This window comes from Gracilibacillus suaedae (genome assembly GCF_017599345.1).
GTDB classification, from domain to species: Bacteria; Bacillota; Bacilli; order Bacillales; family Amphibacillaceae; genus Gracilibacillus; species Gracilibacillus suaedae.
The window spans coordinates 1-22,897 of sequence record NZ_JAGFVL010000062.1 but is presented as its reverse complement, the minus strand read 5'-3'; the positions used below and the strand labels follow the sequence as shown (position 1 = coordinate 22,897).

The following is a 22,897-nucleotide window of genomic DNA, read 5'->3' as shown; positions in this document are numbered from 1 at the left end:
AAGTAGCTCGTGTACTTATATTATAGGGGAGTTCTGTCCAGGGATAAATTATTGAATTGCTTGGTATCTCAGGCAATTACTATAAATCGATCAACACGTTCGCTTCAGTAAACGGAAGAGGTTCTATCATTTAATATGAGGATAGATCAATTTTTCATTTGTTTTGATCATTGTCTTGACCAATCGGAATATTGTAACTTTGAATTGTTAATAGGTTGGATGAAGATTGTTTTATCACAAACTGCTGAGAGGTGGTGATAAATACTTCAAGCTAAAAGTAATTGGTGTTAGGAATACAATAAAAGTAGGAAAGTGAAAAAATGAAAAAGATCTACTTGTTGACATTATCTTTTTGTATCATTTTTGCCATGGCCCCAGGCTCCATTATAGCTTCAGACGAAATCGAAGCCGCACCTCCTGGATATGATGAATATCAAAGTGGAATTCCTCATGGGGAAATGAATATGATAACCTATTATTCTACTACAGTTGGAGTTAATCGTAATGCATTGGTCTATACTCCTCCAGGTTATTCACCAAAGAAAAAATATAATGTTTTATATCTTCTTCACGGAATAGGTGGGGATGAAAATGAGTGGAATGACCAAATGAACCCTCAAAACATCCTCGATAACCTGTATGCCGAGAATAAACTAGAACCTATGATTGTTGTTTTTCCAAATGGTCGAGCAATGGAAGATGATCGTCCCATTGGAGATATATTTGATCCTGAAAAAATTGCTGCATTCGAAAGGTTTGAAGATGATTTACTAAATGATCTTATCCCATATATAGAATCTGAATATCCTGTTTGGAAAAATCGCCACCACCGTGCACTTGCAGGGTTATCTATGGGAGGAGGTCAATCATTAAACTTCGGACTAAATAATCTAGATACCTTTTCGTGGGTCGGGTCATTCTCTGCTGCACCAAACACAAAGACACCAGAAGAATTACTTGAAGATCCGAAAAAAATTTCTAAGCGTCTACATTTACTTTGGTTATCATGCGGAGATCAAGACGATCTACTATCTATTAGTGAAAACTTTCATCATAGTTTAACAGAAAAGAATATTTCTCATATCTGGTATTTAGATCGAGGAGGACATGAACCAGCAGTCTGGAGTAGTGGACTCTATCATTTCTCTCAACAACTGTTTAAGAAATAATGAAGATAACATTGTAATCGCTTACTAAAATAAACCGTTCACGAGGATTAATTTTTATGAACAAAGGAAAATGGTTGTTTTCTTCCCCCAGAATGATGTTGTTAGTTGTTGTGACACTAGTATTAACGTATTCGATCGGTATTTGGCCTGATGTCTCCGCATCTTCAGATAATGGTAAGGCGGCAGGTAAACCCACTACAGTACCTGCAAAAGTTCCAGTAGACAAGGACGGATTTGATTCAAAGGGAAGAATGGTTGTCTATATCGGATCGCCACTCATTGACAGAGAAGTAGATGATGTATGGAAGAAAGCACCTAAGGTTACACCGAAACACGTATCTACTGATAACACTTCCACAACATTTAAAGCGCTATGGGACGATGATGCGCTTTATATCCTTGCAGAAGTGAAAGACGAACACTTATCAGTAAAATCCGACACACTACACATGCAAGATTCGGTGGAAATATTTTTAGACGAGAATAACGATAAGACGCAAGAATATGGAGTAGATGATTTGCATATTCGGGTAAACTATGAGAATAGCCTATCCGTGGATATTGAAAATGCCGAGAAGTATTACACATCTTCGAAAATAACGGAATGTGTACCACCATCGGTTTCAAGTTCGGATACGCAATATCCTTATTGCCTGTGGCACTGAAAATGTAATAATCCTGTGGCGTATAGCTGGATTCTCTTACAACGTTGGCAAGGTATTCAGCTGTTTCCTCTGGTTGGCTACCACCCGCTGATGAACCAAGTACCCAGCTGTCTCCACTTAATGGCATATAATACTTGAAATAGTCTAGGGCTTCTGTAAATGTATACCACGTCGTGACTGCCCCCATAGAGAATCCGCCAAATGCCCGATGTTCTCTGGTTGCTTATGTTCAGAGCCATTGGAAATTGGAGATACACCTAAAGGGTTTCTTCGTGTCATTCCAATTGTGGGAGGGACATTTGAAGGACCGGCAATTAACGGGAGAGTCGTTCCTGGTGGAGCAGACTGGAACACCGTCCGGAAAGATGGAAGTAGTGAAATATGGGCGAGGTATACATTGGAAACAGATGATGGGATATTGATTTCCATTATTAACGAGGGAAACCATGGTAATAGTAAGGGAGAAACCATTTGGACACATCCTAGCTTCTTGACCTCAATTGGTTGGTACGCATGGTTAAATGAAGATACTTTTGTTGGAAAATTGGAACCACAGCAGGTGAATGAAGGGATAGCAGTGAAGCTCCACTTTTACCGTTTAAAGCAAATCACGTGATCTGCGCGAGAGGCGACAGAGAAACGGATCCATTCGAAGGGGTTAGATTTTCAAACCCGAACAGACAACCTGAGAAAAACTGCCTCTCTGGTAGGTCTATACGGTAGAGGCACCTTCTGGGATGCTAGTACACATCATCGGATAGATCTTTATAAGGAACAACCAACGAAGTAATAAAACCCCTTATAAAGTATAACTTCAAGAACCGTATTTTTGAAATTTCCTAGGTGTTTTTCCCGTAATATGCTTGAACTGCCTGTAGAAGTGTTCCACATTTTGATACCCGCATTGAGAAGCGATTTCTGTAATATTTTGGTTGCTATGAATTAAATATTCTTTAGCCAATCGAATTCGATTGTCGATTACGTCATCCATACAGGAAACCCCAAAGGTTCTTTTGTATATGTTCTGAACATATCCTGAACTGATTCGAAGGTAATCTGCCATTTTGGCAACCGTCCAATATTCTCCTGGGTTGTTTTGAATCATTGTGCGAAGTTTTAATAGATTGTAGTATTGAGAGAAAATGTCTCCATGGAAATAGGATTCCATTAACTTGTTGAACAGCGTCTTCAACAAGAATTCGATGGAAGATTTTTTGTAATCTCGATTGAAATTGTGTTCAATAGATAATAGTTCAAATAGCTTACGGCAATAGTTTGGATCATTCACAGAAAATGGTTCGCCAAATGGAAGCGGTGATTCCGTTATATAAGGTGCGTTGGATTCAAAGCGAATCCAGTCATTGATGAACTGATCGGTGCAGGCTCTGTAATAAACTTTCTGTGTAGGGCGATAGACGATGGTGGTATGTGCAGGATACTCCTTAAGGCCACCATTAACCCAGAATTGTGCTGGAGTCTTGGTGATGACAATAAGCCAATGATAGCCCTTTGGAACATCAATAACAAAATTGCTATTATGCGACATATTGTATTCAACATAGTGAATATGTGTCATCCGTGTATACCTCCACTGATATACCAATCTATAATACGGAGTCTTCGAATTTCCGATTTAATTCCAAAACTATGATTATCTCTTTTTTCCGAGGAATGGTACGCTTGGACTTAAAAGCTCCCCTTTCGACAGGCGCCAGGCACCTGTCGAAATCATCAAAGTTTGGAGCTATACGGCTATTTAAGTAATTACTTTCCTGTATTTATTAATGGTATTACTTTTGACAAGGGATGATTTACACTACCAACTTTATTGTTCCTTCACTCTTATCTAATGTAAAGCTTACCTTTTTACCATCACATAAAAGGTCATAATCTCCAAGGAATCCTTCAAATGATACCATACCGTTGTCATCTGTTTTAGATTGTTTATTGGTATACCAATCACCTTTAATTAATTTCTTTAATACCTCATAAGATGGCTTCAAACTGTTATCCTTCCGAACAAATCCTGCTGGAGCCCCAAGCCACGCACCATCATCACTGAAGGACCATGTCGTAATCGCCTCTACAAGAGGATGTTCAAACAAAATAGAATACATTTCTTCCACTTCTTGCTCCTGACGTTCCTCGAATTCTGGTGTAGATGGCCATTCTGGATTCTGATAATCATTCAAATCCTCTATTTCAGGTGGCATCAGGTGTCCAGATGTTAATGTATTTTCTGTAAAGTGAATGGGAATTCCGAAATGTGAAAAGCGATCTAATACTTCTTCTAATTTCTCACGTCCCCAATATCCTTGATGTTGATGGGACTGAATACCAATCGCATCAATTTGGACACCTGCATTTAAGCAGCCATCAATTAATATTTCATAATTTATTGATGTATTGAAGTCATTTAATAATAAGGTCGCATCTGGGTTATATTCACGTGTCTTCGCAAACATTTCTTTTATAATACCAACACGCCCCAAATCTTTACTTATTCTGGTGATACCATTATCATATTTGTCAAAAATCGGCATAATGACTACTTCATTAATGACATCCCACATATCGATAAGGCCTTTGAAATCTGTAACGTCCCGTTCAATTCTAGCAAACTGTGCTTGCAAAATTTCTTCATTGCTCATATCGAGAAGCCAAGGAGCTGTTACGGTGTGCCAACAAAGTGGATGTCCCTTCACCGTTACATTTCTCTCTTTTAACCACTGAGCTGCTGCCTGTAATTCTTTTGTTTGGGGTTTACCTTTTTCGGGTTCGAACCTTCCCCAATAGAAAGGTAATGTACCAGCGTTAAATACATCTAAAAATTTATCTAGTTTTTCTTCTTGAAATGCAAGTCTGTCTGCTGGTACATTCTTATTTGCTACATCGATGACATCAAAAATCCCAGAACCAAATAAAAATTGATGATTGGTCTGTTTCAGTTCCACTTCCTTCCCTGCTACAGGATTCCCTTGTGCATCAACGAGTTTAATCGTTTTGTTCGCCATTCGATGTGCTAATTTATTTGTTTGTCCCATTCTAATACCTCCACTCATAACATGTTGTTTAATAGATAGCGCTTTCTTTTTTATTCATTAAATGTTAGCAGAATACAGTTGATATAAAAACTAAGTAAATTAAAGATTTTATTGTAAAAATTAAAGGTAGTGTTGCATGACTCCGAAACCTGATTTCTTTTTTCATTATTGAAGGAAAATTTTTGTGGCAGCTCAATTAGATAATGGGAATCCTATAAGGATTTTCATCTTTATAATCACTACATTTAGGCTTCATATTCTCATTGCTTGTATTCACAAATTGTTTTAAGTTATGTTATACTTATATTGAGCAATGCATATACTAAATAACCCGTAGCTGCCACTACGGGTTATGGATAAGCGGTTCCCTTAGAGGGATCAGCTATCGATTGTGATAGACCTCTCCTACTCACTTGGTTGGTTAATAGGGAGGTCTATTTTCTATTGATCAGTGATACGATCAAAGCGAGCAATGCAATCAAGAAGGTACCAAAACCGAATAGTACCATAAAACTCTCATACATACTCATAGGCATCACCCCCTTTCTTAAGGGGATTAGCCGACCTTGCCCTAAAAGAACGTTATCCATTTTTTAGTATATCACAAACATTACGAACATTCATTCTATTTAAGGGAGTTTCTAATAATTTTAATGTCATATTATTCACACTCTTTTCACTGGAGGAACATGATGAAAAAAACAATTGAAGTAGCTGCGGCCTGTATTGAAAATGATAACCATGAAATTCTATGTGCTTTACGCTCACTTAAGATGAGCATGTCTAATAAATGGGAGTTCCCTGGGGGTAAAATAAATAAAGGTGAAACTGCACATGAGGCATTACAACGTGAAATACTAGAGGAACTAGATTGTAAAATAACAACCGATGAAATTATTTGTGAACATACACATGAATACGACACCTTTACGATTCATCTCCACGTAATCAAAGCAGCCATTAAAGAAGGAACACCAAAAGCAACCGAACATGCTAAATTAGTATGGCTTGCACCAGAACATTTAGATTCGATCATGTGGGCACCAGCTGATATTCCTGCTGTTGAAAAAATAATGAAAACTAAGACGTCTTCCTCGTAGTACGAGGAAGACGTTATTTATAAGATATGTTTATTTACTTGAACAATCAACTTTGCGGGTATTTTTTCATGGAGTTCCCAAACAAAACTAATTGGCTTATTGCCCGAATGTCTTACATAATCAGCGGTTCCTAAATAAGTAAAAGGAGCAGCATAACCATTCTCTTGTTTATATTCGCGCACAAATAATAAGATTTGATGATTACGCTCGCGATGATGAATATATCGCTGAGCCGTTTCAGAAGTTACCGATGTTCTACTTTGCGATTGCCAATGAAATAACCACTCATTCATTGCATAATCATCATACATCGTCGAAGGAGAAAAATCTTTATCCGATTTATTTAACGTGATGAAAAAGACATCTACCTTTTTACCTTTCAAATATTTTACACCTTCACGAAACTCTGGACGTTGCTGCTCATTATAATAGCCCAAGGCTGATAAAACTTGATCTGTTGAATAACTAGAGTGAACACGTAATGGCGATTCGAAGGTTAAATCATGCGATTTTTCCACTAGTTCTAAATGTCGATAATTATAAGTGAAAATTGCTTGTATCTCTTTCTTCATCTCATTACTTTTTAATACTTCATGTAAGCCTTCTGCAATTGAATCAAAACCTAATTTTTCCGGACTCTTTCGGTAAAACGTGTAATATAACATGTTTACCATTAATTGTTCTTCCTGATTACGTACTTCCTCATCCTCTAGATAACGTAGAAAAGACGCGATTGGACAACAAATTAAAAAATTAGTTAAATAGTTAAAGCTATTTGACCATTTACATTTTCATTACCAATAATCGCTCGAATTGTCGAATTTACTTCTTCCCCTAATAATTCTAAAATCTTTTCTGCAACAAAACGTGACAATAACGGAGGGACTGCATTACCTATTTGCTGATATTGAGAATCTTTGCTTCCTTTGAAAATGTAGGTGTCTTGAAATGATTGCAACCTTGCAGCCTCTCTAATACTTAACGCTCTATGCTTTTCTGGATGAATCCACATTGATTTTCTAACATTAAGTACTGTGTCTGAAGGTTTGTCATATCGAAGCCTTCTGTATATCGTATTTTGTGTTCTGGAATAATCACTATACGTTGACTTAAGTGAATCATCTAAGTCATGGAAATTTTGACCTTGTTTTAATGATTTAAAACGTTTCAATGCGGTCTTTGTTGTATTAGTCCTTACATGGTTATTTAATACAGAAGAATTATTTAAGTAATTATTTAAATTGTTTTTCTCTATTTTATTTGTAATTCTTGGTCGTTTACTTTTTTTAATATCTACTTCAGGTTCCTCTTCTGCTAAATCACCAATGGCATCATAGATGGAATAGTATTCACATTCTTCAAAAAATAGGGGGGTAGGTTTTTTCACCTTCTTTTTTAACACATCATTTCTAACCCCTAATAGAATTAATCTTTTTCTAACTTGAGGTACACCATATTGAGCAGCATTAAAAATATAGTCATTCTCGTTTAGACTATAACCTAATTGTTTTAATTTTGCTACAACATATTTAAATACATTAAAGGTGAATAACTCGATTACTATTTCTTCATCCTTTTCTTGTAAATCTTTATAAATAATATTATTTTGGAAAACCTCTTGCATTTTAGACATAATTTTTTGCGTTTCTACTATCCGCTTTAACGAAGATAAAATCCCGTTATAATCTACTTTACCGGCTAAAAGATTTTGAATTTCTTTTTTTAAACGTTCCCATTCTAATTCAAAGTCTTTGTCCCAACATGCTTTATATTGGTTATTCCAGCTTTCTAATAATTTTTTAAAATACTTTATATTTTTTTCTTTTAAAAAATATTCATGAAGATCATTCTTACTTACTTTCTTTGCATGACGATATACGGTATTTAAACGGGATAAGGTTTCTTTACTTAATAAATATGGTTTTAAATTTCTTTTGGAATTGTGATTAATTTTGACATTAATAAACTGCTTAATAGAATTAAATAATGAACTTGTTTCTCCAATTTTCACTTTTTCTTTAACAATTTCTATACATAAATTTTCTAATTCTTTAATATTGTCAGTACTAGAGAGATAAAACTTATGCTTTTCAGAATCCATACTTTTAACATTTTCCATCACAAAAGCTTGTGGTTTGATAGCCTCAATAGCTCGAAGATATTCTTTAACCAGTTGATTGTTACTAGAAATTAACGTGTTTTTTTGTCTATTCGCATTAGAAAATCCCTGACACGGCGGTCCACCAATAACTATATCTATATTACTGAACTCTTCTTTTAATTCTCCACGCTTATTATTAAATTCTATATCAGTAATGTCAGACTTTATCTCAACATGTTTATGATTTGCAATATATGTTTCTCTAGCGTATTTATTTAATTCTACGGCCATTTTAATTTTATATTTTTCGAGCTGTTCAAATCCATTACTAAGACCACCGGCCCCAGCAAATAAATCTAGTACATTATAGGTGCTCATGAGATTTCACCTCCTAACAAAAAAAGATTTCTTCTAAGTATTAATTCATTACATTATTTTAAAAAATACGTAAGAAATAATGTTAGCAAAATATTAATAAATAATAAAGTATTTTAATCAATTCCCCTTATAAACATCTACTTAAATTTATGTTAATTGAAAAGTTATATTAAATATTTCTTGTAAAATAAGGTGCCCAATAATCCAGTCACTGGGTTATATATTTTTCATTTTCTATTTCTAACATATAGGGGGATGTATCGATATTTTTCCCTTTTAGTTGTTCCCAACACTTTATTTTCTTACACCATTGAGTTACGTTTGTTATGTCTGAAGGGGTGTTGGTAATATGCTTGAAAATTACTTTAGACAGCTCACGTAATTTATCACAAAGGTTTAAATCGACTTCTTGATTTTCCCAAATTCTATCAAAATTCATTTCACCCTTATTAATATATGAAAAGTAAGCAATTGTATAAGTGACTATATTAGCTTTATAACCACCAAAATCCATTTCTTTTACTATCTTATCTACTGTTTTAAAAAGAATAGCTTTTGCTACTAAATGTTTATAAAATTTGTTATCCGGTGTAACTTTACACTCTTTCATTCTCTCAATAAACTCTAAAAAGTTTGTCTCAGCACCTTTACTTACAATATCAGGATGTTGCCTCCATGACATTTCAAACTTGGCAACATCAGTTTTTTTAATTACTTGTTTTTTAGGGTTTTTTTGTTGAAAATCCCTTTTCCTTGCAGGAGTACCCTGTCTATTCACTTCAACTAGATATTGTCCTCTAGCCCTCTCAAAAAACCACTTTGTTGTACCTTTCCCTTTTTGATCTTTGTTCGGTACCCAGATAGTTCGAGATAGATTTTCCAAATTAACTTGAAAGGGATCATTTGCACTTAAATCTGAAACTGAAATTTTATTTTGACTGTTTGCATATTTTGAAATTGAAGCAACAATTTCACCAGTTTTATTACTTTCCTTTATTACTGTTAATTTAATTTGTATAAAAACATGTTTTAAAGATATTTTATTTTTTAGTGCTTGGTATAAAGAAGCTGTTGTTTGACCTCCATTTACGATCTGCCATCCAGTCAAATCACGTACAAAGTACATATTTTCATTTTCACCTGAAATAAAATTAGCTTCTTCTGCTACTGTGGAGATTCCATTATTATAGGCCATAAACATATAAGGATTTTTTGAAATTGTATCACGAATGCCACGATTAATTTTTCCCCTTGCTTGTAAAAATGACCTTACATTACGTTCTATTAATCTTTGTCCCCAATAATCATAGACTCGAGCCAGTAGCTCACCTGACATAACACCGACATAACAGTCGTACACCGGGTTTTCATCAGGCATCTTTACTAATTGAAGTGATTCACCAAAGTCTTCTTTAAAATTAACTTTTAAAACCTCTTGCCCCTTTTTCTCGTGTACAAACTGGAAAAGCCTTTCAATATCCCAAATATGGTAACTTACTTTTATATTACCTATCTTTTCATCTTCAAGATTATCATTTACGGTAACACCATTTGTTAAGAAATAAATTTTTACTTTCCTTATTTCATTCACATTGTTTTCCAACATATCTGCAAACTCAAATGCCTCTCGGTGTGATTCTTCTATTTGATCCTTTAATCCTTTTAGCGTTTGAGTAAAAAATTTAAATCCTCGTTTACAACCTTTTCTAATTGTATTCGAGTTAATTTTTTTCGCTACTTTTAACTTATCAAATTCAGAAACAAATATAGATATTGAATCAAAATCATCAGTGTATTCATAGGCATTTATCTTAATTCCTTTATTAGATTTTCTGTAATTACAAATTCGGTAATCAAAGCACTCTTCAGCATCTATTAAAAAATCACAAAATTTTTCAACGAATATATTTTCAGCGGTTTCCATTTCTGCTTCCGTAGTAGCTATAATATCTTCTAAAAAATTTTCAGCAAAGGATAATGTATCTCTCATTCTATCCCCCCTCATCTTGGGTATAAACGTATAAAACATCCTTAAAATCAACTTTATATGATTCACATGCTGCAAGTTGTATAGAGTATTTAATATCCCCAACACCTTGTTGTAATTCATTTGTTAGTACTCTCGGAAATCCCTCACTGACTTGATAAGAAAGGAGTTCTTCAAAAACATAGCCCTTATTGTATAAATATGAATGATTGCCTAAATATCCGACTTGAAATAGCTTTTCCTCAAACATCTTTATGGAGTAAACATTATCCCCTAATTTCCGCCTGATACTAGTTATTATTTCAGGTAATGTTTCTCCACTATCTATTTTTCTTAATACCACGGTTACTAAAAATAGTGCTCTAAGTCCATTATCATTTAATTGTTTTTCGTTGTTTATTGATACTTTATAATGCTTTTTTGTAGTTAATGTCTTTACTTCTAAAGCTACACCTGATTTTTGAAAGTCATTAGCTTCATTTTCAGGACCAATCCAGGTGTCAATAATGTTAGAATTATGATTGTTTTGAAGCAATTCTCTAAGAACCCATAGTTCTCCATACAGACCTTGCTGCGCCTCTTGAGACAGGCCTTCTCTCCCGTGAACACTAAAAAAATATTTCCATCGTTCTAAATTCCTTTGTAACTTTGTAATCATACCCTCATTTTTTTCTATACTTAATAAATCTATACAGATGTTTTCTATTACAGATTCAAATATTTTATAGTCAGATTCATTCTGATGATGCAAAACTAAAAACCATTCATTATGAATACTAGCTAGGGAAATGGATGTCTTCACTTGTTCTATGTTCATTCCATTCCAAGTAGGCAAATTAACTAAAGTTTGAGTAGGTAATTTTTCTTTAAGGTGTATAAAAAGATATCTTACTCCACTTGCTTGATTTAGCCCTAAAAAAAGTGGTACTACTGCTCGACTATCAATAAATCTAACAGCTAATTGTTGTTCTATTTCTTCTATATTAGTAGTCGAAGCTTTTTCAAGACTTTTAAGAATTTGATTTATTTTAACCATCCTGTTCCTCCAGTTCTGTAAACACATTATTTACAACGTAATCAACAGCTACATCTTTGTGATTAGTGTCTGGAAAAACAAGTGCTATACCAATAGGCCAACTACTAATATTTTTATCTTTGAATCCTTCAGATTTATCACGATCTATCGGGTAAATTAATAACAAGCCATTTTTAGGATCTCTGACCTCTGCCCGTATTTTTTGACTCTTTTTCTTACTTCCAGTAGCTCTTTTTTCAATTTCATTTTTTTTCTCGATTTGTTCTTTGGTAAAATCAAGGTATTCATGGCTTTCAGATAGTAAACGCTTTACTGAAACCGTAGTGCCTGTTTGCGGGATACCGTAACGTTTTATGCCCTTCGATACTTCTAAGCCCCCGATTTTCTGGTAACTTGAAACCTTATCACCAGTATTAATTAAGCAGACTGTCCAATCCGTTAACTCACTGTTTTCGAGCTGTTTTTCTATATATTGTTTCAAATACATGCTATTAGCTCTTGGTGCAGATGGTGCTGTTTTATATTTGGTTAAAAATTCTACAATCGTTTCTCCTGGTACATCCTCCCAGAAAAAATGATTAGATCTAATGTTTTTTCCTTGTCTCTTCTGCAGAAAATTTTCTACTGGTTTATCTAAGTTTCGAACAAACCTATTAATAACACCAAAATTATGAGCAAAAACGTCATTATCTAATTCAAAAACAGTTGTTTCACTAACAGTATTTCTATAAGATAATTTTTGACGCTTACCAGACTTCATTTTCATTTGACTAGTAATATACATTACTGGATGGGTTTGTACCCTTAATCCAAATTCCTCAGGAGTAGCTCCTATAGAAGACATATATTCAATTTCATCCCTAAGATCTTCAGTTGCTACTGCAATATGCCTAAACCAGGACGCTAAATCAGGGGTTGTATAAATCCTACACAGATCCACGTAACCATCTCTATATCCAAACCAACGCCCCATTTGCATTAAAGTATCATACATTTTACTGGCCCTTAAGTAATAACTGATCGTAAGGCCTTCTAACGTTAAGCCTCTAGAGAGTTTATCTCCACCAACAGCAATTACATTTAACCCCGTACCCTTATTTTCTTTATAATCTAATACGTCGCCACTTGAACCATTAATTTCTTTTACAACTATGCTTTCTACTGTTGGAACGAGTACACTTTCAATTTCATCCCACGTGTGAATAGGAGCATCAAATTTTCTTGAAGTCGGGGTAACATCGTTCTCCAAAATTTCTTTTAATTTGTCTTTAATTGTGAAAGGAGAAGTATCCCCATACCGAATTTTATTCTTTACATTATATAATTCGTCTTTTACTAATTCAGTAATATGATGTTGAACATCCTTAAATCTTGTTACATGAATTAACATTGAATTATGACTATTTTCTTGACCCCTCAATCTTCGAATAGCAACTGAAAGTATATAACTTAAGATTGCTTCTTTTAAGCTGTTTGGAAGAACAGAGGGAATATGAGTTTTTTTATGCCTTATTGGAACAAAATTATTTTGGTAATCGATTAAATTAATTAATGTCATACTATCTTCTACGTCATCGTCTTCCAGTCTAAAAAATTCAGCAGGTCCCACATAGTTTGACGGCTTTGGCAAGCTTAAAATAAAGTCTTTCGGGAAAAGTTCTGACCCATACTGTTCTGACGATGCTTTATTATGAACAAAAATATTAGCGAAGGGCGTTGCTGTATATCCAACATACGCTTTTTGTTCAAAAGTATAGTATATTTGTCTTATCAAAGCATTAATTTTTGTTGGATCATAATCTTCCAATAAGTTACCTTCTTCATCGTACAAATCAGATGTATTTATAGAAGCTTGATCTGCTTCATCATCAATAAGTAACATAGGAACGTTTGGAACTGTCTTATGAGTTGCTTCTGGTGTCGCAATTCGGGCTAACAAACTATCTTCTCGAAAATAATTTAAAACATTTTTTAATACACTCGCATTTTTCTTTACTACTAGCAGAAAAGGTTCAACACCTGGTTCCACACGTATTTTCCTTGCTGTAGACCTGCTAAAATCCCCAGAATCATCTCTTGTAGTTAAAGAGTTTATTCTTAAAAACCCTTCTCCTGATAATGTACTTACACCTATTAGTTTATTATCATTAGGATTTTGCTTTAGGACGCTAGTCTCGTATCCTAATACTTCCTCATCTAACCGCATTTGAGTTTGACTTCGAAGACTATTGTGCATTCCAGCTAAAACTATAATAAGCTTAAATCCCATGTCAACAGCCTTATTAATTAAGCCAGTAAAGTTTGCTGTTTTTCCTGACTGAACATAACCAACTACAATACCTCTTCTATCATATTTTCGATTGTTAATAGTGGGATCTTCTAGCTGATTAAGAATTTTATCAGTAGTTTCATCTATACTTTGTACAACCTTAGTTGGCCAGTGCTTTTCTTGTTTCAAGTACCTTTCAAACCTATGCCAGAAATTCAAATCAACTTTACCTTTACTATCATAATACCATGGTATATGTTCTGTATCGTTATCATCAGTAAGCATAGAATCATAGCCAATAAAAGTATTAATTGATTCTAGTAAATTAGCCTTTAATTTTTCAGCAGTAACTTCTGGGATTGTAGCAACTGTTTTTTTGATCGCTTCATCTAATGCTATTTCATTATCATCAAATTTTTGCACAAACAAGTCGTAGTATATTAAAGCCATACTTCTTGCATCATTGAATAACTTTGACATTTTATCCCTCGCTCACTTTTACATTTATTCATCTAATCTAGCATCAATTAATTCAGGATAATGTTTATAAGGTTCACTATTTCTTAACTTAAACAGAATATCTTCCTCTGTATAATTTAGTTGCCTCATTGTATAAATAAAATCACTCAATCCTCTTAATACCCTAGCTTTTTCATCATCATTAATTATTTTTTTCTTGTTCACTTCTACGTTGTTTTCTTTTGATGGCTGATAAGGTACTAGGTTTATTGGTAAATTTTCTTCAACTAATGACAAATAAGTATATAATATTCTTTCATCAACCGAAGTATCTTCAATTAATTTTAATAACAATGGGTGGGACTTGTTTAACTTATAAAATGACTTACCATGCCTATATACCTGCTCCCACAAATGACTTTCTTTAATAGTGTTAGAACCTGAACCAATTATTTTTGTACCACGATGATAGAAAACTCTATAAGAAGCTTGTCTTGCTAAATTACCAATCCTTTTCAATTCCTGCAAAATTTTGTTGGGTGGTCTGGCCACTGATTTTTTGATATCTATTTGCCAATTAAAATCTGAGTTACTAGTTATATCAACCATAACCCTGGCTAATTTATAAGGTTCTTCTTTTTTAAATAAACCTAACCAACTCCCCGCCACTAGCAACCTTTTGTTCCTGTATATATAAAAGCCTTGCTGACCATTCCATCCTTTCGGTCCCTCTGCATTTTTATAAACCTCTTCAGAAACTTTAGAATGGTGTGGTAATATATAAGCAGCCACTTTAACTACCTGATCTTCATCTTGAAAAGGTTCTTCTAATAATTCTTGAGTAGCATCTTGTTTTAGTAAGTATGGATCCCATGCTTCAATAGGATGGTTATTTATTATTATATTTATCGAATTAGGACCTGATAAATATCGATGAAAAACCATTCTTAAATGTTTTTCTACTTTATCTATCTTAGATAAGAAAGCATTGTATTTTCTACTTGAATACGGTAACGATATTACTCGGTCTAATCGTTCTAATAAGACTATAGTTCCAGCGCTTTTATATGAAAATTCACTTAAATTCACGGATGATTTTTCATCCTTTGTATTTGTTAGAAGTGTCCATTTCCCCGTTTTCCGTATGGTATCTAAGTCCCAACACCGAGTATTAGAGCAACCTGAATAACGTCTAGATTTAACCGTCAACCTTCGACATTGGGAAAAAGCTGCTGTTTTTAGTCCCATTCCAAACCTTCCGAGATCTTTTGACTCACGTTGCGCTAACGGATTTTTTGAACCGATTTTCATCGCCTGAGTTAATTCCATCTTACTCATGCCTATTCCGTTGTCTTCTATTCTAATATAGCTGTTATTATTATCCCAATGGAAGTTGATTTTAATTTCAGCTGCTTGTGCTGAAATACTATTATCTATAATATCGGATAAAGCAGTCTCAAGATTATAGCCAATTGAACGCATTGATTCTACAACAGAGGATGCTTCTGGAGCAATTAATTCAAATTCAGAGTTCGACGTCATTCCTTACACCGCCTAAATTACTAATAATAACTATTACTAATATATCATTATTTACGACAAATTTTTAGGGATATATATAGAAAAGCAGTCAAAAAGTGATAGCTTTTATATTGTAAAATTAAAAGCCGAGCATTAACCTAATTAGCTAAGAGAGCATTATGGTATTTCAACACTAAACTGAACAAATTTTTAAAGGAACATAAACTTGTTTGTAGTGTTCTAAGTTTTTAGAGCTTTATTGGAAGCTAGTGCGTACAGTTTGTCACTTGACTTTGAGCATCTACGGGCAAGGTGATGAGCCAGGAAACCAGATATTAAATAAATCTGGTTCAGCAATCAAGGCAATCTTGCTCGCATCTCCAAGTAAAGTACGCGTTTCTCCACGAAAGAGTGCTCACTTCTACTTGGTGATTGCATTTAAATATTCTTTAGGCGGTAAATAGTCTAATGAATCATGGATTCTAATATTATTGAACAATTTACGTAATCAAAAAATTCCAGAGCTAGCTCTTGCTGACTTAAAAAAACATACCACTTACGAATTCTGTTTTAATTGTTCTGAATGTTGCTTCCGCCACTGCATTGTCATAAGGTGTACCTTTGTCACTAAGAGATCGCTCAATGCCAAATGTCTCTAAGCTTCATCAATAAGCTTATTCTTAAACTCACTTCCTCGATCTGTATGGAACAAGTCGAAGCGATTTAGGTTATATTTTACTGTCGCGAAAGTACGCTGAACTAATGGTACATCTTTATGTGGATTAGCAATAGATTCAAATCATTCTCACTAGATATTACTACATTTCTCTTGTTCTAAAAGCCCAATTTACAGATATAACTTTTGTATATCTTTTAGTTGGATTTATTTTTTCATAGGGATTAACAACAACTTTTATTTTCGGACTTAAAGATATGTTACTAATAATTATTAGAATATATTTGGACTTCAACTCCTTAGCAATTGACCATTCTTTATCTGTAAAGCTAACGCCACCTTCTTCAGACGAAAGTCCCTTTACTTCAAATACAACTTTAGTCTCACCACTCAATTTAAAATCATAGCCACAGCCATCATCACGAGTATCAATTAGCTCTCCTTCATAATCATTAAACAATCCGTCGTTAAAATATTGTATAAATAATTTTTCTGCCTGTTTACCAGTAATTCCTCGGTTATTGAACGAACTATTACTTGAATCTTCATCCTCTTTAAGTAACTCAAATAGAGAGTTATTGTCATTTGTATTGAACAAAATATCCTTAACAATTTCTGTTAATGCAACCTCACTAATATTTCCGAATTGCTCTACTATGTCTAGAGTGCTTTTAGATAACTCTTTCTGATACCACCCATTTCTATTATTATCATTTATTGAATCATAGTCATCTCGTCTATTTTTAATAGTATTAGGTGGAATATTAAGTTTTGTGCCGATATCTCTAAAAGCTGCTCTAAAGGAATCGTATTTCAGTTCTTTTAACGCCTTTCTATCATACTTAGAGAGATAATAAGAAACTACTAACCCTTTTTTTCTATTTAAATCCATAGTTAATCATCCATTCAATAAATTTCTTCTTCCTTATCATTTAGTACATAAAGTAATAATGGAATTTGACATGAGTTTCCAATTACTCATTCAAATTCGTATATCCATTAAATAATATAAACTGTAGGATGGCAAAGTATTTTTCCTTACAGAATTTAAAATTCATTAAGCTTATAACCGCTTCCCTAATTTAATAAAGCTCGTTTTTTATTTTATATAATTGAATATCATTCTACTAAATACTTGATACTCATGTAGAAGTTAAAATAAAACATGGAGAACTATAATTGAACAATTAGGATACCACTCATGAGAATGTTGTTGATTATGAGTTAGTGAGAAAATATTTAATAATGGTGCCTGGATATCCAGTGAGAATAATATGTTTTCCGTTCTGAATAGCTGTCATTACTTGATCAAGCAGAAGTTCATATTTTCAAACACTAACCCTTCCAATTTATTTTCAACACTATCAAAATTCACACAGGAGGTATTGATTTTCTTCTCATCCATTTCTTTATTCCTTATTTCTGGTTCTGCGGTAGGCTTTTCTTCTTGCCAAACCTTCGCAATTTCAGGCATTCTATAAAAATTTATTTGCTCATCTAGATAGTGTTCTTGCAGCTTTTCTCTAATCATCAACAACTTTTCATCTGTATCTTCAACAGAAGAATCCGGTATATAATTAGAATAAGCCTTTACAATTTTCTCTTTATGCCCCCCAACTAGCAATCGATTCGAAGTAATCCGGTAACAATAAGTGTAAAAATATATGTAGTGCTTGCACTCGCTTACCAAGCCTTTGTCGTATTTCATCAGCATGTCGTTTCAGTTGTTTAGGATCATGTAATATATCTTTTCGAATATCTAATGAAAGTCCTTTTAGCCTCTCTACCACTAAAAACAGAAAAGATACTTCAAAATATTTGCTAGTATTATAGAAAGTTCCCGTAGCTCCAAGGCCATCTTTTAATGCACCAAATACTTTCCACGAACGATCAAACTCTACTCCTTTCCATGAAGCAATCATTTCTAGCTTTTCTATCTTTGTTTTAAAACTAACTGATTTTCTATACGGAAACATATAATAGATAAACAATAGCTCAATAGCAAATTTATAAACACTTTGGGATTCATTTTCTAGTTGTTTTTTTAACTTGCTATCAAAACTATTTCCTGATGCATCAGGGTTCTCAATAAAGATAGCTCGAAAACGATTCATATTTTGCTCTGTCCAAATATTTTCTCCGTCCCATATAATCGACTTACCATCTAATAAACACTCATCTTTCCATTCCTCAGCTACATCATAGATTTTTTGTCTGTCATCTGTATGATTTTCGAAGAAGATCGCCATTTTTACACCCTTTTCGTTTGTCATGATATAACAAATAAAACTATTTACCTACAATTAATATACCAGAAAATTGGATATAAAAGTAGTGATACTACATCTAAACCAGAAGTTACACAGATTACATACTAAGGAAATGTATAAAAATCACATTATTCATCATTCTAAAAAGTTAAGCCAGTTAGCACACAGTACTTAATTTCTTCATAACAAAAAAGGTGTCTATGGTGAGACACCTTTTTAAATCTACTTAGAATCCTCCAGCCTATTGACCGCAACCACCAAAGCCTGAACCGATGCCTTCATAATATCTTCATCAATTCCAGCTCCCCAATACATTTGCCCGTTATGTGAGATTCCGATCTGCGCACAGGATTCTGCAAGAGAATCTTTTCCTAAGGAATGCTGCTCATACACTTCCAATTCATAATCCAGCTGAAATGAGGTTTTCAGTGTATTGCTGACAGCATCTAAGCTTCCCGTACCTTCTCCTTGTAACTTGATGTACTGATCGGCTTGTTGTAATGTCAAGGTGACTTCCTGCTGCTCTCCTTTTTCAAAGCGGTAATCAACTAGCTGGAAATTCGGGCAATAATCAAGATACTGCTCTTTAAAAACATGGTAGATTTCCTCGGAAGACAGCTCTCTATTTGTTTGATCTGATACTTTTTTCGTAGCATATCCCATTTCTTCATTCATTTTATACGGGAGCTTAATGCCATAATTGGTTTCGAGGATATAACCGATCCCGCCTTTGCCAGACTGGCTGTTAATTCGGATCACATCTGTTTGATAATTTCGTCCCAAATCCATGGGATCTACTGGAATATATGATACATCCCATTTTTCCACCTGGTTTTCCTTGCGGTATTTCATGCCCTTGGAGATAGCATCTTGATGTGACCCAGAAAATGCGGTAAAAACAAGATCACCGGAATAAGGCTGACGTTCATATACTGCCGTTCTTGTCAATCCTTCATACTGTTTTCGAATTGCTTCTAAGTTATTAAAATTCAATTTAGGATCATATCCTTGAGAATACATATTCATTGCCAAGGTAATTAGATCGACATTTCCCGTACGTTCTCCTATGCCAAACAAGGTTCCTTCTACTCTTTCTGCACCAGCTAAAACACCAAATTCGGCATCACTTACCCCGCAGCCACGGTCATTATGGGGATGAATCGACAACCTGACACCATCGCGATAAGACAGGTTTTTATGCATATATTCGATTTGACTTGCAAAAATATGAGGCATCGCATTCTCTACTGTTGTCGGAATATTGATGATTGCTTGATGCTCAGGTGTTGGCTTCCAAATATCTAACACACTATTACAAATATCTAATGCATAGTCCACTTCTGTTCCTGGGAAACTTTCCGGACTGTATTGGAAATAAAAATTGCCTTCGGTTTCCTCTGCAAGCTCTTTTACTAAAATGGCTCCATCTACAGCAATTTGTTTGATCTCATCCTTGGTTTTCTTGAAGACCTGTCTGCGCTGGGCTTCTGAAGTAGAATTGTATAGATGAATAATGGCATTGGGCGCACCTTGAACCGCTTCAAACGTTCTACGGATAATGTGCTCTCTCGCCTGTGTGATCACCATAATCGTCACATCGTCAGGGATCATATTGTTGTCAATCAGCGTCCGCACCAGATTAAATTCTGTATCAGAGGCAGCTGGAAATGCAACTTCTATTTCCTTAAAACCGATATCTACCAACAGTTGGAACATCTCTAGTTTTTCTTCCAAATTCATCGGGATCGGTAATGCCTGGTTTCCATCCCGCAAATCCACACTGCACCATGTCGGAGCTTTCTCTATCGTTTCTTTCTCCACCCAGTCATAAGTAATAGTCGGCGGCAAAAAGTATTGCTTTTCATATTTTTGATGATTAAACATTGTACATTCCTCCCTTAAATTTGAAAATAAAAAAAGCCCTTCATCTCCAGCAATTGCTATGGAGACGAAAGACTTATGCTTACGCGGTACCACCCCGATTTCATGATAATTAACTATTATCATGCACTTATCCAGATACAGACAGGTTTGCTTTGCCTTATATCCTTCCCTTTTAACGGCGGGGTTCCGTCCTTAGCTAATCTCTACATGGTTTAGGTTTCACTAAGTCTGCTCTAAGACGAGTTCCCTGCTTCCCTGTTATTGCTTCCCATCAACCAGCAACTTTCTTAAAACAAGTTAGCAAGTACTATTTCTTATCAATGCATTTCCAATTTTTATTATGCTCATTATAGCAAACTAATTCAAAACGGGCTAGTGGTGGAGGTAATTTCTTGAGTTGGTTTTTTGTGCTTTATTGGATTTAATAATTACTAAAAGTCATCAGTTATTTGCGTTCTCGCAGTTCACGAGTTCTCACCACAAGGGATCTGTGGAGTTGTTATCTTAGCAGAGTCTCATTTAAGTATACACAGTTCTCCAGAACGGGGATATGCAAGTATTGATATTTACACATGCGGAAGGTACGTCCAACCAAAGTTAGCAATTCTGCACTTGGATTACTCTTTAGAGTCAAACAATAATAATTGTAGAGAAATAATAAGAGGCGTAAAATCTCGAAATTTGTAATGTAATATAAAAAATTATAGGTAGCGTACGCAACAGATCAAAACGTAAAAAGGGCTGATTTTTTTCAGCCTTTTTACGTTCATTTATATACATACTAGCTTGTCACCGAAGAAACGGTCGTCAAGAGTAAAAGAGGCTGGAAAATAATGTTCCACGCAAAAACACTTCCCGTGTTTTGAGTGAATAAGAACTCAAATTGGGAAGTGTTTTTTATTTTTTTATAAAGATTTCGTAGAGAATGCAAGATTTGTGACTTGTATCCCATCCTACACTTGGGTAACTGGGCTTGTCAAGAAAAGTGTGTAAGTTATTCTAAATACTTTAACACTCGTTCATTAAGATGGTCATGAATTAAGAACTGGTTCATGACCATTGCCCATTGTTGAATATGGCCACCTTCCCATTTACTTTCAAGTTCTTTCGTTCGTAAATACAAGACTTTTAGAAGAGCGTTCTCGTTTGGGAATGCTCCTTTTTTAGTCACTTTTCTAAAGCTGGAATGTATACTTTCTACGGCATTTGTGGTGTACATGATTTTGCGTATCGCACTTCCATAATCAAATAGTTGTTCCACATGGGAGAAATTCCGTTTCCAAACGTCAATCGCTCCAGGATAAGCAGACCATTGTTGTTGAAAAGTTTCAAATGCACTATGACAGGCCTTAAGACTTGGTGCACTATACACCTTTTTTAAGGCAGCGGTGAAAGGTTTATAGTCTTTACTTGGAACGTACTTAATCGAATTTCGAATGAGATGGACGATACAGCGTTGCACGATTACTTGTGGGAAAATAGCACGAGCTCCATCTTCTAAACCACTTACTCCATCCATCGAAATAAAGAAAATATCTTCTACACCACGAGCTTTTATTTCATCAAAGATTTGCATCCATTTATGCTTACTTTCCGTTTCATTTAACCATAGACCAAGAATGTCTTTCTTTCCTTCCATGGTATAGCCTAACATGGTATAAACAGCGTATTTCTTTGTTTCGTAGTCGTTACGTATTGTCGTATAAAGGCAATCTACAAACACAAAGGGATAACAGTTGCTTAAAGGGCGACTTTGCCACTCTTCTAAATCAGGAAGCACTGTATCCGTAATATCAGATATCATTTCATGAGACACGGAGAAACCATAGATATCTTCTATAGTGGATGAAATATCTCGCTGAGACATCCCTCTTGCATACATGGAGATAACTTTATCCTCGATGGCAGAAACATCTCTTTTGCGCTTTGGAATAAGTTGCGGTTCAAATGAACTATCTCGATCACGTGGTACGGCAATATCCACTTCGCCAGTAGTCGTTTTGACTGTCTTTTCTCCGTACCCATTCCGTCTATTGTTTGTTTCTTTTTCTCCTTTATCATTTGATTCATAGCCCAAATGATGATTCATTTCACCTTTTAGCATCGATTCAAACATCGGCCCGAATATGTCCTTTAATGCATGTTGCATATCTTCTACAGACTTTGGTTGATACTGTTCCATAATCTTGTTAGCTAATTCTACGGAGTTAGGATCTCTTTTGGGTTTGCCCATTTAAAACACTCCTTTAGCTTTATATTTTTATTCTACCAAATAAAAAACTGTGTGAGTAAGAAACCGTACGCATTTCTTACTTACACAGTTAATATTACACTCCCG

Annotated in this window: 19 protein-coding genes, 1 pseudogene and 1 other annotated feature; of the genes and pseudogenes, 5 read left to right on the top strand and 15 right to left on the bottom strand. The window is 34.6% G+C overall.

Going from position 1 to position 22,897, the window contains the following annotated elements; genetic code table 11:
- Positions 1-368 precede the first annotated feature (368 nt).
- From J5J03_RS18770 to J5J03_RS18760, 3 genes are all read left to right on the top strand, one after another.
- Complete coding sequence (locus J5J03_RS18770; protein WP_231710850.1) at positions 369-1,169, top strand: alpha/beta hydrolase; 801 nt, start codon at positions 369-371, stop codon at positions 1,167-1,169.
- Positions 1,170-1,225: 56 nt separating this feature from the next.
- Positions 1,226-1,834: a sugar-binding protein gene (locus tag J5J03_RS18765; protein ID WP_208591904.1), complete on the top strand. Its 609-nt coding sequence runs from the start codon at positions 1,226-1,228 to the stop codon at positions 1,832-1,834.
- Positions 1,835-2,072: 238 nt separating this feature from the next.
- Positions 2,073-2,450 (top strand): DUF3237 domain-containing protein, encoded by a 378-nt coding sequence (locus tag J5J03_RS18760; RefSeq protein WP_208591902.1) that lies wholly within the window; start codon positions 2,073-2,075, stop codon positions 2,448-2,450.
- 198 nt (positions 2,451-2,648) lie between these two features.
- On the opposite strand, the gene J5J03_RS18755 is transcribed toward J5J03_RS18760, so the two are convergent.
- The 3 genes from J5J03_RS18755 to J5J03_RS18745 all read right to left on the bottom strand — a co-directional run bounded on the left by J5J03_RS18755 (position 2,649) and on the right by J5J03_RS18745 (position 5,408).
- On the bottom strand, positions 2,649-3,410 hold the full coding sequence (locus J5J03_RS18755) for a helix-turn-helix domain-containing protein (RefSeq protein WP_208591893.1): 762 nt from the start codon (positions 3,408-3,410) through the stop codon (positions 2,649-2,651).
- Positions 3,411-3,645: 235 nt separating this feature from the next.
- Positions 3,646-4,878: an endo-1,4-beta-xylanase gene (locus J5J03_RS18750; RefSeq protein WP_208591891.1), complete on the bottom strand. Its 1,233-nt coding sequence runs from the start codon at positions 4,876-4,878 to the stop codon at positions 3,646-3,648.
- A 434-nt stretch (positions 4,879-5,312) separates the two neighbouring features.
- Positions 5,313-5,408 (bottom strand): putative holin-like toxin, encoded by a 96-nt coding sequence (locus J5J03_RS18745; protein ID WP_073200242.1) that lies wholly within the window; start codon positions 5,406-5,408, stop codon positions 5,313-5,315.
- 162 nt (positions 5,409-5,570) lie between these two features.
- Between J5J03_RS18745 and J5J03_RS18740 the strand changes: the two genes are divergently transcribed.
- A complete protein-coding gene (locus tag J5J03_RS18740) occupies positions 5,571-5,978 on the top strand; it encodes a (deoxy)nucleoside triphosphate pyrophosphohydrolase (protein WP_208591888.1) in 408 nt (135 codons plus the stop codon).
- Between the two features lie 17 nt (positions 5,979-5,995).
- Here the strand turns inward: J5J03_RS18740 and J5J03_RS18735 are convergent, their stop codons facing one another.
- The 11 genes and pseudogenes from J5J03_RS18735 to J5J03_RS18685 all read right to left on the bottom strand — a co-directional run bounded on the left by J5J03_RS18735 (position 5,996) and on the right by J5J03_RS18685 (position 20,559).
- Positions 5,996-6,712 carry a DUF3427 domain-containing protein gene (locus tag J5J03_RS18735; RefSeq protein WP_331460536.1) on the bottom strand — a complete coding sequence of 239 codons (717 nt, stop codon included), beginning with the start codon at positions 6,710-6,712 and terminating at the stop codon, positions 5,996-5,998.
- A gap of 23 nt (positions 6,713-6,735) precedes the next feature.
- Positions 6,736-8,457: a DNA cytosine methyltransferase gene (locus J5J03_RS18730; RefSeq protein ID WP_208591886.1), complete on the bottom strand. Its 1,722-nt coding sequence runs from the start codon at positions 8,455-8,457 to the stop codon at positions 6,736-6,738.
- Between the two features lie 208 nt (positions 8,458-8,665).
- Entirely contained in the window at positions 8,666-10,447 is a 1,782-nt protein-coding gene (locus J5J03_RS18725) for an AIPR family protein (protein WP_208591884.1), read from the bottom strand.
- 1 nt (position 10,448) lies between these two features.
- Positions 10,449-11,480 (bottom strand): PD-(D/E)XK motif protein, encoded by a 1,032-nt coding sequence (locus J5J03_RS18720; protein ID WP_208591882.1) that lies wholly within the window; start codon positions 11,478-11,480, stop codon positions 10,449-10,451.
- Complete coding sequence (locus J5J03_RS18715) at positions 11,473-14,229, bottom strand: Z1 domain-containing protein (protein ID WP_208591880.1); 2,757 nt, start codon at positions 14,227-14,229, stop codon at positions 11,473-11,475. Before J5J03_RS18715 ends, J5J03_RS18720 begins: the two co-directional genes overlap by 8 nt.
- A gap of 24 nt (positions 14,230-14,253) precedes the next feature.
- Complete coding sequence (locus J5J03_RS18710) at positions 14,254-15,750, bottom strand: ATP-binding protein (RefSeq protein WP_208591877.1); 1,497 nt, start codon at positions 15,748-15,750, stop codon at positions 14,254-14,256.
- A 400-nt stretch (positions 15,751-16,150) separates the two neighbouring features.
- A pseudogene (locus J5J03_RS18705) lies at positions 16,151-16,516 on the bottom strand (transposase); the annotation flags it as partial.
- 31 nt (positions 16,517-16,547) lie between these two features.
- Positions 16,548-17,297 carry a DUF3883 domain-containing protein gene (locus tag J5J03_RS18700; protein ID WP_208591875.1) on the bottom strand — a complete coding sequence of 250 codons (750 nt, stop codon included), beginning with the start codon at positions 17,295-17,297 and terminating at the stop codon, positions 16,548-16,550.
- Between the two features lie 408 nt (positions 17,298-17,705).
- Entirely contained in the window at positions 17,706-17,936 is a 231-nt protein-coding gene (locus tag J5J03_RS18695; RefSeq protein WP_208591869.1) for a hypothetical protein, read from the bottom strand.
- Positions 17,937-18,009: 73 nt separating this feature from the next.
- Positions 18,010-18,654 (bottom strand): hypothetical protein, encoded by a 645-nt coding sequence (locus tag J5J03_RS18690; protein WP_208591867.1) that lies wholly within the window; start codon positions 18,652-18,654, stop codon positions 18,010-18,012.
- A 243-nt stretch (positions 18,655-18,897) separates the two neighbouring features.
- Positions 18,898-20,559, bottom strand: a complete 1,662-nt coding sequence (locus J5J03_RS18685; RefSeq protein WP_208591865.1) for a 2-isopropylmalate synthase — start codon at positions 20,557-20,559, stop codon at positions 18,898-18,900.
- A gap of 57 nt (positions 20,560-20,616) precedes the next feature.
- Positions 20,617-20,889: a binding site (T-box leader), on the bottom strand.
- Positions 20,890-21,006: 117 nt separating this feature from the next.
- On the opposite strand from J5J03_RS18685, the gene speD reads away from it, so the two are divergent.
- Complete coding sequence (speD, locus tag J5J03_RS18680; protein WP_208592228.1) at positions 21,007-21,246, top strand: adenosylmethionine decarboxylase; 240 nt, start codon at positions 21,007-21,009, stop codon at positions 21,244-21,246.
- 307 nt (positions 21,247-21,553) lie between these two features.
- On the opposite strand, the gene J5J03_RS18675 is transcribed toward speD, so the two are convergent.
- Positions 21,554-22,792 (bottom strand): IS256 family transposase, encoded by a 1,239-nt coding sequence (locus J5J03_RS18675; protein ID WP_208585893.1) that lies wholly within the window; start codon positions 22,790-22,792, stop codon positions 21,554-21,556.
- Between the last annotated feature and the right edge of the window lie 105 nt (positions 22,793-22,897).